The following is a 13,489-nucleotide window of genomic DNA, read 5'->3' on the forward strand; positions in this document are numbered from 1 at the left end:
GGGATATGAACGATCCGAAAGTGGAAGCCAAGTACGAATCCATCCTGCTGCGGGTGCTGTGGATGATCGTGTTCTTGCTAGTCTGGCAAGTGGCGCAATTCATCCTCGGCGCGGTGGTGCTGGTGCAGTTGATCTATCGTTTGATCTATGGCGCCCCGAGCGCCAGCCTGATGAACTTCGGCGACAGCCTGAGCCAGTTCCTGGCGCAGATCGGTCGTTTCGGCACGTTTCACAGCGACCAGAAGCCTTGGCCGTTCGCCGACTGGCCGGCGCCGCGTACACCGGAAGGTGAAGCACCGCACGCGGTGGCGCCTGCTCCGCATCCGGTTCGAGATGAGGAACCCAAGCTATGAAACTCTGGGTATTGCGTCATGGTGAAGCCGAGCCTTATGGCTCGCGTCCCGACTCCGAACGGGCACTGACCCCGCACGGCTGTGAGGAAGTGCTGCGCAGCGCTGCCGAGTTGATCGGCCAGCCGATCACGGCTATCTACGCCAGCCCCTATTTGCGAGCGCAGCAGACTGCGCAACTGGTTCGTGAAGCCCTGGGTTTCCAGCCGGACATTCGCACCGTCGAATGGCTGACCCCCGGTTTCAGCCCGCAAGCGGTGTCGGAGCAGTTGGTGTCGGTGGATTACGCGTTGCTGGTCAGCCATAACCCCCTGGTGGGCAACCTGTTGGGCTACTTGCAGCACGGTCATGTGCAGCAACCGGAAGCGGTCAAAACCGCCGGCCTGGCCGAACTCGAAGGCGACCTGCCATTGGCGGGAGCGATGAAGCTCAACGGCATCAAGCATCCATAGCCCTGAAGGAACCGGATCAATGTGGGAGCGGGCTTGCTCGCGAAAGCGGTGTGCCAGACAACATTGATGTCGACTGACACAACGCTTTCGCGAGCAAGCCCGCTCCCACAGGAGACCGCGTCGGACCTTATTTTTGTGTGAAATAATTAACCAAGCACTTGCTTGGTTGACTACGCTTGCTCCAGACCAAAAACACAGGAGCAAGCCGCATGTCTGCTGCCTTTCGTTTGCCGCTGGACGTGTTCTACGAGCGTGAAGCCCGCCATCCCCGCCAACGGTTCCTGGTCCAGCCGCTGGGTGGTGGCCAGGTCGAAACCCTGACCTGGGCGGACGTCGGTCATCAGGCCCGTTGCGCCGCGCACTGGTTGCGCGCTCGGGAACTGCCCCAAGGCAGCCACATCGCCCTGATCTCGAAAAACTGTGCCCACTGGATCATCGCCGACCTGGCGATCTGGATGGCTGGCCACGTGTCAGTGCCGCTGTACCCCAACCTCACCGCTGAATCCGTGGCCCAGGTGCTCGGGCACTCCGAAGCCGCACTGGCGTTCATCGGCAAACTCGATGACTGGCCCGGCATGTCGCGCGGGGTCAGCCCGGACTTGCCGACCATCAGCCTGCCACTGCATCCGCCCGGCACCTTCACCTTCAGCTGGGACGATTTGCAAAAGAGCTCGCCGATTCAGGATGACCCGAAACCGACCGCCGACCAGTTGGCGACCATTATCTACACCTCTGGCACCACCGGCCTGCCCAAAGGCGTGATGCACAGTTTCGGCAACCTCGGTTTCGCCACCACCCGTGGCACGCAGTTGTTCGGTCTTAACGAGTCGGACCGACTGCTGTCCTACCTGCCGCTGTGCCACGTCGCCGAGCGGATGTTCGTTGAACTCGCTTCGATCTATACCGGGCAAACCGTGTTTTTTGCCGAGAGCCTCGACACCTTTCTCACCGATCTGCAACGCGCCCGGCCGACCGCGATGTTCGGCGTACCGCGGATCTGGACCAAATTCCAGATGGGCGTGTACAGCAAGATCCCGGCGAAGCGTCTGGATTTCCTGCTCGGCCTGCCGATCATCGGCAAGCGGGTCGGCCATAAAGTCCTCGCCGGGCTGGGGCTGGATGCGTTGCGCATCGCCTTGTCCGGCGCCGCCCCGGTGCCGCAGACCTTGCTGCTGTGGTATCGCAAACTGGGGCTGGACGTGCTGGAGGTGTACGGCATGACCGAAAGCTGTGGTTACTCACACATCGGTCGGCCGGGGGACGATAAACCCGGCTGGATCGGCAAGCCCTGTCCGGAAGTCGAGGTGCAGATCGCCGAGACGGGCGAGGTGATGGTGCGCAGCGGTGCGACCATGCTCGGCTATTTCAAGGACCCGGAGAAAACCGCCGAGACCATCACCGTGGACGGCTTCCTGCGCACCGGCGACAAGGGCGAACAAGACGCCGAAGGCAACCTGCGCCTGACCGGGCGCCTGAAGGAAATCTTCAAGACCAGCAAAGGCAAATACGTGGCCCCTGCGCCGATCGAGAATCGCCTGGCGGTGCATTCGCGGATCGAACAAGTGTGCGTGGTCGGCGATGGCTTGAGTGCGCCTTTGGGGCTTTGCGTGTTGTCGGCGGTCGGTTTGCAGGACGCGGCCAGTTCGGCCCGTAACGCCTTGCATTCCAGCCTGGAAAAACTCCTGGAAGAGGTCAACGGCGCCCTCGACAAGCACGAGCGCTTGCGCCGGCTGGTGGTGGTCAAGGACAGCTGGGCGGTGGAAAACGGCTTTCTCACACCGACCCTGAAGATCAAGCGCAACGTGATCGAAGCCGCGTATGGCGCGCGTTTCGAAGAATGGAGCGAGCGCAACGAAGCAGTGCTGTGGCAGGATTGAGTGACGAACAACATCAATAAAGGAAGTCAGCGATGAGTCTGTGGCGTACCGCTCCGAACATTGAACAATTGAATGCCATCCAGAAAAACACCATCGGCGAAGTGCTGGATATCCGCTTCGAAGCCTTCGATGACGAGTCCCTGACCGCGAGTATGGTCATCGACCATCGCACGCACCAGCCTTACGGCCTGCTACACGGCGGCGCCTCGGTGGTGCTGGCGGAAACTGTCGGTTCGATGGCCAGTTACCTGTGCATCGATGCCAGCAAGTTTTACTGCGTGGGCCTGGAAATCAACGCCAACCACTTGCGCGGTTTGCGCAGTGGGCGGGTGACGGCGGTGGCCAAGGCGATTCATATCGGGCGTACCACGCATGTATGGGATATCCGCTTGACCAGCGACGAAGGCAAGGCCAGTTGTATTTCGCGGTTGACCATGGCGGTGGTGCCGTTGGGGGAAACACCGCCCTCCCGTTGATACGCTGCCCTGCGTAGCAGCTGGCGCAACCTGCGTATTGCTCATGAAGCAGCCGGCGAAGCCTGGGTTTTGCTCATGTAGCAGCTGGCGAAGCCTGCGTTCGGCTGCGAAGCAGTCGCCAATTAAGATTACTCGGTGTATCTGATGCACCGCGTACTCAGGTTTTATGACTGCTTCGCAGCCGGACGCAGGCTTCGCCAGCTGCTACATGAGCCGAACGCCAGCTGCTACAGGGGCGTGCGCCATGGCCAGACTGTCACCCTTCCTGTCAGTTACAGTCATTGCTGTAGTCCACCGTCTTACGGACAATCAACACACGTTTCCCGCCCATGGATTGACCGGTATGTCGCAGCAGATCTTTTTCGCCCACGCCAATGGTTTTCCTTCGGGGACCTACGGCAAGTTGTTCGCGGCGTTGGCGCCTGAATATCAGGTGACGCATCTGGAGCAGCACGCCCACGACCCGCGTTTTCCGGCCGATGACAACTGGCGCAACCTGGTGGACGAACTGATCCATCACCTCAAGCGCCAACCGGAACCGGTCTGGGGCGTCGGCCATTCTTTTGGTGGCGTGCTGCACTTGCACGCGGCCCTGCGTTGCCCCGAGTTGTATCGCGGCGTGGTGATGCTCGATTCGCCCGTGCTGACCCGCGCCGATCAATGGGTGATCCTCGCCGCCAAGCGCTTCGGTTTCATTGATCGCCTGACGCCGGCCGGTCGTACCTTGGGCCGGCGCGAAGAGTTCGCCGACCTGGACAGCGCCCGCCGCTATTTCGCCGGCAAAACCCTGTTTCGCGGTTTCGATCCGGAATGCTTCGACGCCTACTTGCAACACGGTTTGCACAAGGTCGGCGACAAGCTGCGCCTGCGCTTCGACCCGGCCACGGAAATCAGCATCTATCGCGGCGTGCCCCACACCAGCCCCGGTCGCGCACGGCAGTTGAAAGTACCGCTGGCGGTGGTGCGCGGGAACAACAGCCGCGTGGTCATGCGCCACCACGCCAGCTCCGTCGGGCGCATGCCGTTGGGCGAATCCCTGACCATGCCCGGCGGCCACATGTTTCCTCTCGAACGTCCGCAAGACACCGCCACGCTGCTGAAGAACCTTTTCAGCCGCTGGGAAGGTCGTCGCCAGCAGGATTGCGCATGAGCAGCGTCGTCGAAGAAGTCCGCCTGAGCCTGCCGCACATCGAGTTGGCGGCGCATCTGTTTGGTCCCGAAGATGGCTTGCCGGTGATTGCCCTGCACGGCTGGCTCGACAACGCCAACAGCTTTGCCCGCTTGGCGCCCAAGCTCAAAGGCTTGCGCATCATCGCCCTGGACATGGCCGGTCACGGTCACTCCGGGCATCGGCCGATCGGTGCCGGCTACGCGATGTGGGATTACGCTCACGACGTGCTGCAAGTTGCCGAACAACTTGGGCTGAAGAAGTTCGCGCTGCTGGGCCACTCCATGGGCGCGATTGCTTCGTTGATCATCGCCGGGTCGATGCCGGAGCGAGTCACGCATCTGGCTTTGATCGATGGTGTCATTCCTCCTACAGACAAAGGCGAAAATGCGGCCGAGCGCATGGGCATGGCCCTGCAAGCGCAACTGGACCTGCGGGAGAAACGCAAACCGGTGTACAACACGCTGGACCGGGCCATCGAGGCGCGGATGAAAGGCCTGGTGGCAGTCAGTCGCGAAGCCGCCGAACTGTTGGCACAACGGGGCCTGATGCCAGTGCCGGGCGGTTACACCTGGCGCACCGACAGCCGTCTGACGCTGCCATCGCCGCTGCGTCTTACACAAGAACAAGCCATGGCCTTCGTCCAGCGCATCACTTGTCCTGCGCTGCTGGTGGTGGCGGCTGACGGCATGCTCGCCAAACATCCCGAGTTGCTGGAGCGTCTACCCTTTAGCCGTGAACAGCTGCCTGGCGGCCATCATTTGCACCTGAATGATGAGGCCGGCGCCGACCTTGTCGCAGACTGTTTCAATCGGTTCTTCGCCGTTCCTTGACTTGCGTCGGGCAACTGTCGAGGCTGGGCGGGTTGAAAAGGGAGACAACCATGATAAATCTCTATACCGCTGCGACCCCGAATGGCCTCGCGGTCGCCCAGGCCATGCTGATCCGATGAGCCTGCCTAAGCGTTCACTCAGCCTGTTGGCGTTGTGTTGTTTCAGTCCTTTATTGTTTGCTGCCGATGTTCCGGGCAGCCAGGACCTGCCGATCGTGCCGCGTCTGGCCGATGCGCAGATTGTCGACTATCGCCCACCGGTAGAGCTTGAACGGATCTATCCGCTGGGCTCGATCCGCAAGATCAGCGGCCAGTTGCGCTTCGACGGCCAGGTCAGCGCCCGTGGGCAAACCACTTCGGTGACCTACGAGCTGCCGCCGGAACATTCCTCCACCGAAGCCTTTACCGCCGCCCGCGAAGCCTTGCAGAAGCAGGGCGCCGAGTTGCTGTTCTGGTGCCAGGCCCGTGATTGCGGCGAAAGCAGCCTGTGGGCCAACGAAGTCTTTGGCAATTCCAAGCTCTACGGCGCTGACGATCAACAGGCGTATTTGCTGTTAAGGCTGGCGGCGCCCAAGGACAACTCGCTGGTGGCGCTCTACAGCATCACCCGCGGTAATCGCAAAGCCTACCTGCACGTCGAGCAGTTTGAAGCCGCTACGCCGTTGGGGGATTTGCTGCCGACTTCAGCAACCTTGCTGCGCCAGCTCAAAAGCACCGGCGAGCTGGATTTTCCGAAACTGAATGCTGATCCTGATGACACCTGGCTGCGCTTGATCTCTCGTGGCCTTAACCTGGACACCACGCTGCGGGTCAGTGTTTCCGGGGCTAAAGCCGAAGCGTGGCGCCAGTCGCTGATCGCTCAAGGCGTGCGTGCGGCGCGCATGGAAACCGGCAGCGCCGAAGGCTCTGGTCTGCACATCGAACTGTTGCGGTAAGCTGCATCCGGCGAACGCGTCCCGCGCGTTCGCCTACTCTTTGGCTGACTGACTTTTTTCGAGATTTGCATGATCAATAACGATCGGCTGTTGGTGCAGATTCTGCTCCTGGTGCTGTTTGGCGCGAGCTTCTGGGTGATGGCGCCGTTCTGGTCGGCATTGTTCTGGGGCGCGGTGTTGGCGTTTGCCAGTTGGCCGCTGATGCGTTTGCTGACCCGTTGGCTCAATGGCCGGGAATCTCTCGCCGCCGCCTTGCTGACCCTGGGCTGGATGTTGCTGGTGGCGGTGCCGTTGGTGTGGCTGGGGTTCAATCTGGCGGACCATGTGCGCGATGCCACGGCGTTCATCAAGGATGTGCAGGTCGATGGCCTGCCGGAAGCGCCGGTGTGGCTGGGCAGTGTTCCTCTGGTCGGTGAACGGCTTATCGGGATCTGGAACAGCATCGACGAGCAGGGCGCGGCAATGATGCTCGCGGTCAAACCTTATCTGGGGCAGGTCGGCAACTGGTTGCTGGCGCGCAGTGCGCAGATCGGCGGCGGCATTCTCGAACTGACCCTGAGCATTGTCTTCGTGTTCTTTTTCTACCGCGACGGTCCGCGCCTGGCGGCGTTTGTCCATAGCTTGCTGTCACGCCTGATCGGTGACCGCGCCGGGTATTACATCGAACTGGTCGCCGGCACGGTGCAACGGGTGGTGAACGGTGTAATCGGCACGGCGGCAGCCCAGGCGATCCTGGCCCTGATCGGCTTCCTGATTGCCGGGGTTCCCGGGGCGCTGGTACTGGGGATCGTGACGTTCCTGTTGAGCCTGATCCCGATGGGGCCGCCGCTGATCTGGATTCCGGCCACGGCCTGGCTGGCCTGGAAGGGCGAATACGGAATGGCGGTGTTCCTCGGCATCTGGGGCACCTTCATCATCAGCGGCGTGGACAACGTGCTGAAGCCGTACCTGATCAGTCGCGGCGGGAATCTGCCGTTGGTGATTGTGCTGCTCGGGGTGTTTGGCGGGTTGATTGCGTTCGGGTTTATCGGGTTGTTCATCGGGCCGACGTTGTTGGCGGTGGCTTACAGCTTGTTGACTGACTGGAGCAACAGCCAGGCGCGGGTTGAAGATCGCCGCTGAAATTCCCCTGCTTGTATAAATCCCACTGAACCGGCGACGGTCAGTGGGATTTTTTGTTGGGGCGTATGGCCTCTTCGCGGGCAAGCCTCGCTCCTACAGGATTGATGTCGATCACGGTATTTCGACTCCACGCAACCCTGTAGGAGCGAGGCTTGCCCGCGAAGCTTTTGCCTCAGCTCGTAACGTTCAGGTACTTGCCCACGCTCGCCACGTTATCCAGCGAATACTGCTTGCTCAAATTGGCGATCATTTTCTGCAGCGCTTCGCTGACATTCGATTGATCAGTAGAGCTGTCGCTGTTCTTCTCGCGACCCGCCTGCAGCGCAGCTTTGAGTTCATCGCTGCTGACGCCACCGCTGCTGTCGCTGTCGAGCACCTTCAGCAACGCGGCGCTGGTGTCGGTCGAGGTCGATGAACTACTGGTGCTGGCCTGCAACGCACTGCTCAGTTCGGTAGCGCTGACGCTGCCGTCGCTATCCGTGTCGAGTTGGCTGAACAACTGGTCACTGGACGCCTGTTGCGGCGGCGGTGGCGGTGGGCTCATCGCAGCGGCGAGCTCGTCCTTGCTGACGGTGCCGTCCTGGTTTTTGTCCAGCGCCGAGAAGATTTCCTTGCTGTCGGCAGTGCTGCCGGCGGCGGTTAGGCCAGTGCTCAACTCATCGCTGCTGAGATTGCCGTCACTGTCGGCGTCCAGTGCGCCAAGGAGTGCGTCGGCCAGATCAGTATTCGGCGCCTGATCCTGCGGGGGAGAGGGCGGCGCCATCGCGGCCATTTCTTCACTGCTCAGGCTGCCACTGTCGTCGCTGTCCAGGTCGGTAAAGTTCTTGCTCAGGTCGGCCAACAGGCGATTGTCGGGTTTCTCGGTCTGGGCGGTTTTCAACTCGTCCTGACTCACCGAGCCGTCGCCATTGCTGTCGAGCTTGGTTAACAGTTGTTTCTGGAACTCTGCACGGCGGGCGGCGTTGGCCGCCGTGTTGCTGGTGCTCGTGCTGGTATAGCTCGTGTAGTTACTGCTGACGCTACCGATCATTGGGCTCACTCCTTTGGACGGAAAACCGGTGAGTGCACCGGCTTATGCAGCCTCAAGGGGCAAGTTGTCGTGGGTATGTGGCGTTTGTACCGGTGGGTACACAAAGTCAGCAGGCCAATCCGAGATCCCCTGTGGGAGCGGGCTTGCTCGCGAAGAGGGAGTGTCAGTCGACATTATTGTTGACTGATATACCGCTTTCGCGAGCAAGCCCGCTCCCACAGGGGGATCTGTGTTTCACAGGGGATTTATTTGGGGCTTCAGGTGCGAGGCAATTTGATGACAGCAGTCAAACCACCACCCGGCGTCTCTTCCAGGCTCAATTGCCCACCCAGACGTTCCGCCGCTTCCCGGGCGATGGTCATGCCGAGGCCCACCCCGCCGGAGTTGCGATTGCGCGAACCCTCAAGCCGGAAGAACGGTTCGAACACCGCTTCGCGTTTGTCCGGCGCAATCCCAGGACCATGGTCAATCACCCGAATCACCAGGTTTTCACGGCTGTCTTCGAGGCTGATCAGCGCTTCCCCGGCATAACGCAGGGCGTTGTCCATCAGGTTATTGATGCACGAGCGCAAGGCCATCGGCTGCACTTGTAATGGCGAGCAATGCCCAGTGGCTTGCACGTCAGCCCCTTGGTCCTGGGCGTTTTCGCTCAAGGATTCGACCAGCGCCTGCACGTCCATCCATTGCAGCGCTTCGCTGGTGCGTTGTTCGTGCAGGTAGGTAAGGGTGGCGTCGAGCATGCCGATCATGTCGTCCAGATCCTGGCGCATCTGGCCTTGCAGCTTGTCGTCGTCGATCTGTTCCAGGCGCAACTTGAGCCGCGACAGCGGCGTGCGCAGGTCGTGGGACACCGCACCGAGCATCCGCGAACGCTGCTGCACTTGTTCGATGATTCGGCGCTGCATCTTGTTGAAGGTGTGGGCCGCTTGCCGCGCCTCCCGTGGACCGGACTCGTCCAGCGGTGGGCTGTCGAGGTTTTCGCTCAAGCGCTCGGCGGCATCGCTCAGACGCTGGATCGGCCGACTCAACAGTTTGGCGCCGTACCACGCGGCAATGATCAGCGAGACCAGTTGAAAGGTCAGTGGCACCAACGGCCCGCCGAACCATGGCCGCGGCGGACGTTTTTCGAAGCGCGGGTCCATCGGTGGGTGCGGGCCCTCGAAGTCCTCGGAAAACCCGGGCGGCGGAGGAGGGGGAGGCGGGCCGTAATGATGAAACCAGAAAAACGCCAGCAGGTGCGCCAGGATGATCGCGATCAGCAGCACGCCAAACAGACGGCCGAACAGCGTATCGAAGCGCGCACGCATCAGCCGATGTCTCTCGCGTCGAACAGATAACCCTCACCGCGAACGGTCTTGATCAACTGTGGGTTCTTCGGGTCATCCCCGAGTTTCTGGCGCAGGCGCGACACCAGCAAGTCGATGCTGCGATCAAACGCTTCGATCGAGCGACCCCGGGCGGCATCCAGCAATTGTTCGCGGCTGAGCACCCGGCGCGGACGTTCGATGAATACCCAGAGCAGGCGGAATTCGGCGTTGGACAGCGGCACCACCAGGCCGTCGGCGGCGATCAACTGGCGCAGCACGCTGTTCAGGCGCCAGTTGTCGAAGCGAATATTCGCACGCTGTTCGGTGCGATCATCGCGCACCCGCCGCAGAATCGTCTGAATCCGCGCCACCAGTTCCCGTGGCTCGAACGGCTTGGCCATGTAGTCGTCGGCGCCCAGTTCGAGGCCGATGATCCGGTCGGTGGGTTCGCAGCGCGCGGTGAGCATCAGGATCGGGATGTCCGACTCGGCGCGCAGCCAGCGGCACAGCGACAAGCCGTCTTCGCCGGGCAGCATCAGGTCGAGCACCACCACGTCGAAATGTTCCGCTTGCAGGGCCAGACGCATGGCCGCGCCATCGGTGACGCCGCTGGCGTGGATATTGAACCGGGCTAGGTAGTCGATCATCAATTCGCGGATCGGGACGTCATCGTCGACGATCAGGGCGCGAATGCTCCAGCGTTTGTCGTCGCCGGGCGCTTTTTGATCGTCGTTCACAGGTGCAGGGGTGTTGTGCATGCGTGCGTTCATCTGCCAGGTAGGCTGCCAACCACAAAGATGGGCTGCGAGGTTGTGGCTTCAGCATAGGCGTCCAGCCCGAAGGCGGGAAGTGCTGTAAGGACGTGTTGCGGCTGCCGAGGGTAGCGACGCCCTTTGTTGGGGGCGTGTCCTGTGTGTATCGGGCTCGACACAATTGGCGCACCCGCTAGGCTTGCCGGAGTATGCGGGACGATTTACCGATCATCGGGTCCCGCATCGGCGCTGGTTCCGCTACAATGCGCGCCGATTTCGTCCTGCCTGAGAGCCCGCACATGTCCGTCTGCCAGACTCCTATCATCGTCGCCCTGGATTTCCCCACCCGTGACGCCGCACTGAAGCTGGCCGACCAGTTGGACCCGAAACTGTGCCGGGTCAAAGTCGGCAAGGAACTGTTCACCAGTTGCGCCGCGGAAATCGTCGGCACCCTGCGCGACAAGGGTTTCGAAGTGTTCCTGGACCTCAAGTTCCACGACATCCCGAACACCACCGCCATGGCGGTCAAAGCGGCGGCGGAGATGGGTGTGTGGATGGTCAACGTGCACTGCTCCGGCGGTCTGCGCATGATGGCGGCGTGCCGCGAAGTGCTCGACCAGCGTACCGGCCCCAAGCCGCTGCTGATCGGCGTGACCGTGCTGACCAGCATGGAACGTGAAGATCTGGCGGGCATCGGCCTGGACATCGAGCCACAGGAGCAAGTACTGCGCCTGGCCGCACTGGCGGAGAAAGCCGGGATGGATGGTCTGGTGTGCTCGGCCCTGGAAGCCCAGGCCCTGAAAACCGCCCACCCGTCGCTGCAACTGGTGACCCCGGGGATTCGTCCGGCGGGCAGCGCCCAGGACGACCAACGCCGCATCCTGACCCCGCGCCAGGCGCTGGATGCCGGTTCCGACTATCTGGTGATCGGCCGTCCGATCAGCCAGGCGGCGGATCCTGCGAAGGCGTTGGCCGAAGTCGTAGCCGAAATCGCTTAACCAGACACACTGAAGATCCAAAAATGTGGGAGCGGGCTTGCTCGCGAAGAGGGAGTGTCAGTCGACAACAGTGTTGACTGATACACCGCTTTCGCGAGCAAGCCCGCTCCCACAGTGATTTTGGGGTGTGTTGAAAAAACAGGTTAAACCTTCAACACCAACTTCCCGAAATTCTCGCCGCTGAACAATTTCATCAGCGTCTCCGGGAACGTCTCCAAGCCTTCGACAATATCTTCGCGGCTCTGCAATTGCCCCTTGGCCATCCAGCCAGCCATTTCCTGCCCGGCGGCGGCGAATTGCGCGGCGTAGTCCATCACCACAAAACCTTCCATGCGTGCGCGGTTGACCAGCAGTGACAGGTAGTTGGCCGGGCCTTTGACCGCCTCCTTATTGTTGTACTGGCTGATCGCGCCGCAGATCACCACCCGGGCTTTCTGGGCCAGGCGACTCAGCACCGCGTCGAGGATATCGCCGCCGACGTTATCGAAATACACGTCCACGCCCTTCGGGCATTCGCGCTTGAGCCCGGCGGCGACGTCTTCGTTTTTGTAGTCGATGACCCCGTCAAAACCCAGTTCATCGATCAGGAACTTGCACTTGTCCGCGCCGCCGGCGATGCCGATCACGCGGCAGCCTTTGATCTTGGCGATCTGACCGGCAATGCTGCCCACCGCACCGGCCGCGCCCGACAGCACCACGGTGTCGCCGGCCTTCGGTGCGCCGACGTCGAGCAGGGCGAAGTAAGCGGTCATCCCGGTCATGCCCAGTGCGGACAAGTAGCGCGGGAGCGGCGCCAGTTTCGGATCGACTTTGTAGAAACCTCGTGGCTCGCCGAGGAAATAATCCTGCACGCCCAGGGCACCGTTGACGTAGTCCCCGACCGCAAAGCCTGGATTATTCGATGCCACGACTTTGCCTACGCCCAATGCGCGCATCACCTCGCCGATACCGACCGGCGGGATGTAGGACTTGCCCTCATTCATCCAGCCACGCATGGCCGGGTCCAGGGACAGGTATTCGTTCTTGACCAGGATCTGACCCGCCGCCGGCTCGCCGACCGGTACTTCTTGAAAGGTAAACGTTTCGCGGGTCGCCGCGCCGACCGGGCGTTTGGCAAGCAGGAATTGGCGATTGGTCTGGGTAGTCATGACAGGCACTCAAGATGAATGAAGCCTTGTTGATAGACCTTCAGGGCCGATGCCGCAAGGTTGGCTGATGCGGCGAATGCAGGTCGATCCAGTGCAGTGATAGTCGGTTGGGCGGTTCTATCACTGTGAGTCATGGGCACTCAACCGGCCTTCTGATAGTGCTGCCGCACGTAACGCCCCGTGGATAGACTGCAAACACGCGATCCCCCGCCATCTTCTCTTCGAGGACAGAACAATGAGCATGACGTTTTCCGGCCAGGTAGCCGTTGTGACCGGTGCCGCCAATGGTATTGGCCGCGCCACCGCCCAGGCTTTTGCGGCTGAAGGGTTGAAGGTAGTGGTCGCCGATCTGGACACGGCGGGGGGCGAGGGCACGGTAGCGCTGATTCGTACGGCGGGCGGCGAAGCGACCTTCGTGCGTTGTAACGTTACCGTGGAGAGCGAGGTAAAACATCTGATGGACGAGGTGATCAATACCTACGGCCGTCTCGACTATGCCTTCAACAACGCCGGAATCGAAATCGAAAAAGGCAAACTCGCCGACGGCACCCTCGATGAGTTCGACGCGATCATGGGCGTCAACGTCAAAGGCGTCTGGCTGTGCATGAAGTACCAGTTGCCGTTGCTGCTGGCCCAGGGCGGCGGCGCGATCGTCAATACCGCGTCGGTGGCCGGCCTCGGTGCGGCACCGAAGATGAGCATCTACGCGGCCTCCAAGCACGCAGTGATCGGCCTGACCAAATCGGCGGCCATCGAATACGCCAAGAAGAAAATCCGTGTGAACGCGGTGTGCCCGGCGGTGATCGACACCGACATGTTCCGCCGCGCCTATGAAGCCGACCCGAAGAAGGCTGAGTTCGCCAACGCCATGCACCCGGTCGGCCGCATCGGCAAGGTCGAGGAAATCGCCAGCGCGGTGTTGTACCTGTGCAGCGACGGTGCGGCCTTCACCACCGGGCATTCGCTGGCCGTGGACGGTGGCGTTACCGCGTTCTAAAAGTCGATAACGCAATTACCCCTGTGGGAGCGGGCTTGCTCGCGA

At 61.5% G+C, this 13,489-nt stretch carries 14 protein-coding genes; 10 read left to right on the forward strand and 4 right to left on the reverse strand.

Annotated elements, in window-relative coordinates:
- Positions 1–5: 5 nt before the first annotated feature.
- From NK667_RS03295 to NK667_RS03330, 8 genes are all read left to right on the forward strand, one after another.
- Complete coding sequence (locus tag NK667_RS03295; RefSeq protein ID WP_054054904.1) at positions 6–353, forward strand: DUF4389 domain-containing protein; 348 nt, start codon at positions 6–8, stop codon at positions 351–353.
- On the forward strand, positions 350–802 hold the full coding sequence (sixA, locus tag NK667_RS03300; RefSeq protein ID WP_054054906.1) for a phosphohistidine phosphatase SixA: 453 nt from the start codon (positions 350–352) through the stop codon (positions 800–802). Before NK667_RS03295 ends, sixA begins: the two co-directional genes overlap by 4 nt.
- A gap of 209 nt (positions 803–1,011) precedes the next feature.
- Positions 1,012–2,679 carry an AMP-binding protein gene (locus NK667_RS03305; RefSeq protein ID WP_054054908.1) on the forward strand — a complete coding sequence of 556 codons (1,668 nt, stop codon included), beginning with the start codon at positions 1,012–1,014 and terminating at the stop codon, positions 2,677–2,679.
- Between the two features lie 32 nt (positions 2,680–2,711).
- Positions 2,712–3,155 carry a hotdog fold thioesterase gene (locus NK667_RS03310; protein WP_054054910.1) on the forward strand — a complete coding sequence of 148 codons (444 nt, stop codon included), beginning with the start codon at positions 2,712–2,714 and terminating at the stop codon, positions 3,153–3,155.
- Positions 3,156–3,498: 343 nt separating this feature from the next.
- Complete coding sequence (locus tag NK667_RS03315) at positions 3,499–4,305, forward strand: alpha/beta fold hydrolase (RefSeq protein ID WP_054613834.1); 807 nt, start codon at positions 3,499–3,501, stop codon at positions 4,303–4,305.
- Positions 4,302–5,156: an alpha/beta hydrolase gene (locus NK667_RS03320; protein WP_054613835.1), complete on the forward strand. Its 855-nt coding sequence runs from the start codon at positions 4,302–4,304 to the stop codon at positions 5,154–5,156. The genes NK667_RS03315 and NK667_RS03320 overlap by 4 nt, the downstream gene beginning before the upstream one ends.
- 115 nt (positions 5,157–5,271) lie before the next feature.
- Positions 5,272–6,090: a DUF4892 domain-containing protein gene (locus tag NK667_RS03325; RefSeq protein WP_054613836.1), complete on the forward strand. Its 819-nt coding sequence runs from the start codon at positions 5,272–5,274 to the stop codon at positions 6,088–6,090.
- 69 nt (positions 6,091–6,159) lie between these two features.
- The gene (locus NK667_RS03330) at positions 6,160–7,212 is read left to right on the forward strand and encodes an AI-2E family transporter (protein ID WP_054613837.1); all 1,053 of its coding nucleotides are present in this window, start codon (positions 6,160–6,162) and stop codon (positions 7,210–7,212) included.
- Between the two features lie 172 nt (positions 7,213–7,384).
- Here the strand turns inward: NK667_RS03330 and xopAW are convergent, their stop codons facing one another.
- From xopAW to NK667_RS03345, 3 genes are all read right to left on the reverse strand, one after another.
- Positions 7,385–8,242 (reverse strand): EF-hand domain-containing protein, encoded by an 858-nt coding sequence (gene xopAW, locus NK667_RS03335; protein ID WP_054613838.1) that lies wholly within the window; start codon positions 8,240–8,242, stop codon positions 7,385–7,387.
- Positions 8,243–8,499: 257 nt separating this feature from the next.
- Positions 8,500–9,549, reverse strand: a complete 1,050-nt coding sequence (locus tag NK667_RS03340; protein WP_054613839.1) for a sensor histidine kinase — start codon at positions 9,547–9,549, stop codon at positions 8,500–8,502.
- Positions 9,549–10,307 (reverse strand): response regulator, encoded by a 759-nt coding sequence (locus NK667_RS03345; RefSeq protein WP_054054921.1) that lies wholly within the window; start codon positions 10,305–10,307, stop codon positions 9,549–9,551. Before NK667_RS03345 ends, NK667_RS03340 begins: the two co-directional genes overlap by 1 nt.
- A gap of 293 nt (positions 10,308–10,600) precedes the next feature.
- On the opposite strand from NK667_RS03345, the gene pyrF reads away from it, so the two are divergent.
- Positions 10,601–11,299, forward strand: coding sequence for an orotidine-5'-phosphate decarboxylase (gene pyrF, locus NK667_RS03350; protein ID WP_161807655.1), 699 nt, complete (start codon positions 10,601–10,603; stop codon positions 11,297–11,299).
- A gap of 143 nt (positions 11,300–11,442) precedes the next feature.
- Here the strand turns inward: pyrF and NK667_RS03355 are convergent, their stop codons facing one another.
- Entirely contained in the window at positions 11,443–12,447 is a 1,005-nt protein-coding gene (locus NK667_RS03355) for an NADP-dependent oxidoreductase (RefSeq protein WP_054054925.1), read from the reverse strand.
- 235 nt (positions 12,448–12,682) lie between these two features.
- Here NK667_RS03355 and NK667_RS03360 point away from each other — a divergent pair, with 235 nt between their 5' ends.
- Positions 12,683–13,444 (forward strand): SDR family oxidoreductase, encoded by a 762-nt coding sequence (locus tag NK667_RS03360; RefSeq protein WP_054054927.1) that lies wholly within the window; start codon positions 12,683–12,685, stop codon positions 13,442–13,444.
- Positions 13,445–13,489 lie beyond the last annotated feature (45 nt).

The sequence above is a fragment of the Pseudomonas nunensis genome (assembly GCF_024296925.1).
GTDB classification, from domain to species: Bacteria; Pseudomonadota; Gammaproteobacteria; order Pseudomonadales; family Pseudomonadaceae; genus Aquipseudomonas; species Aquipseudomonas nunensis.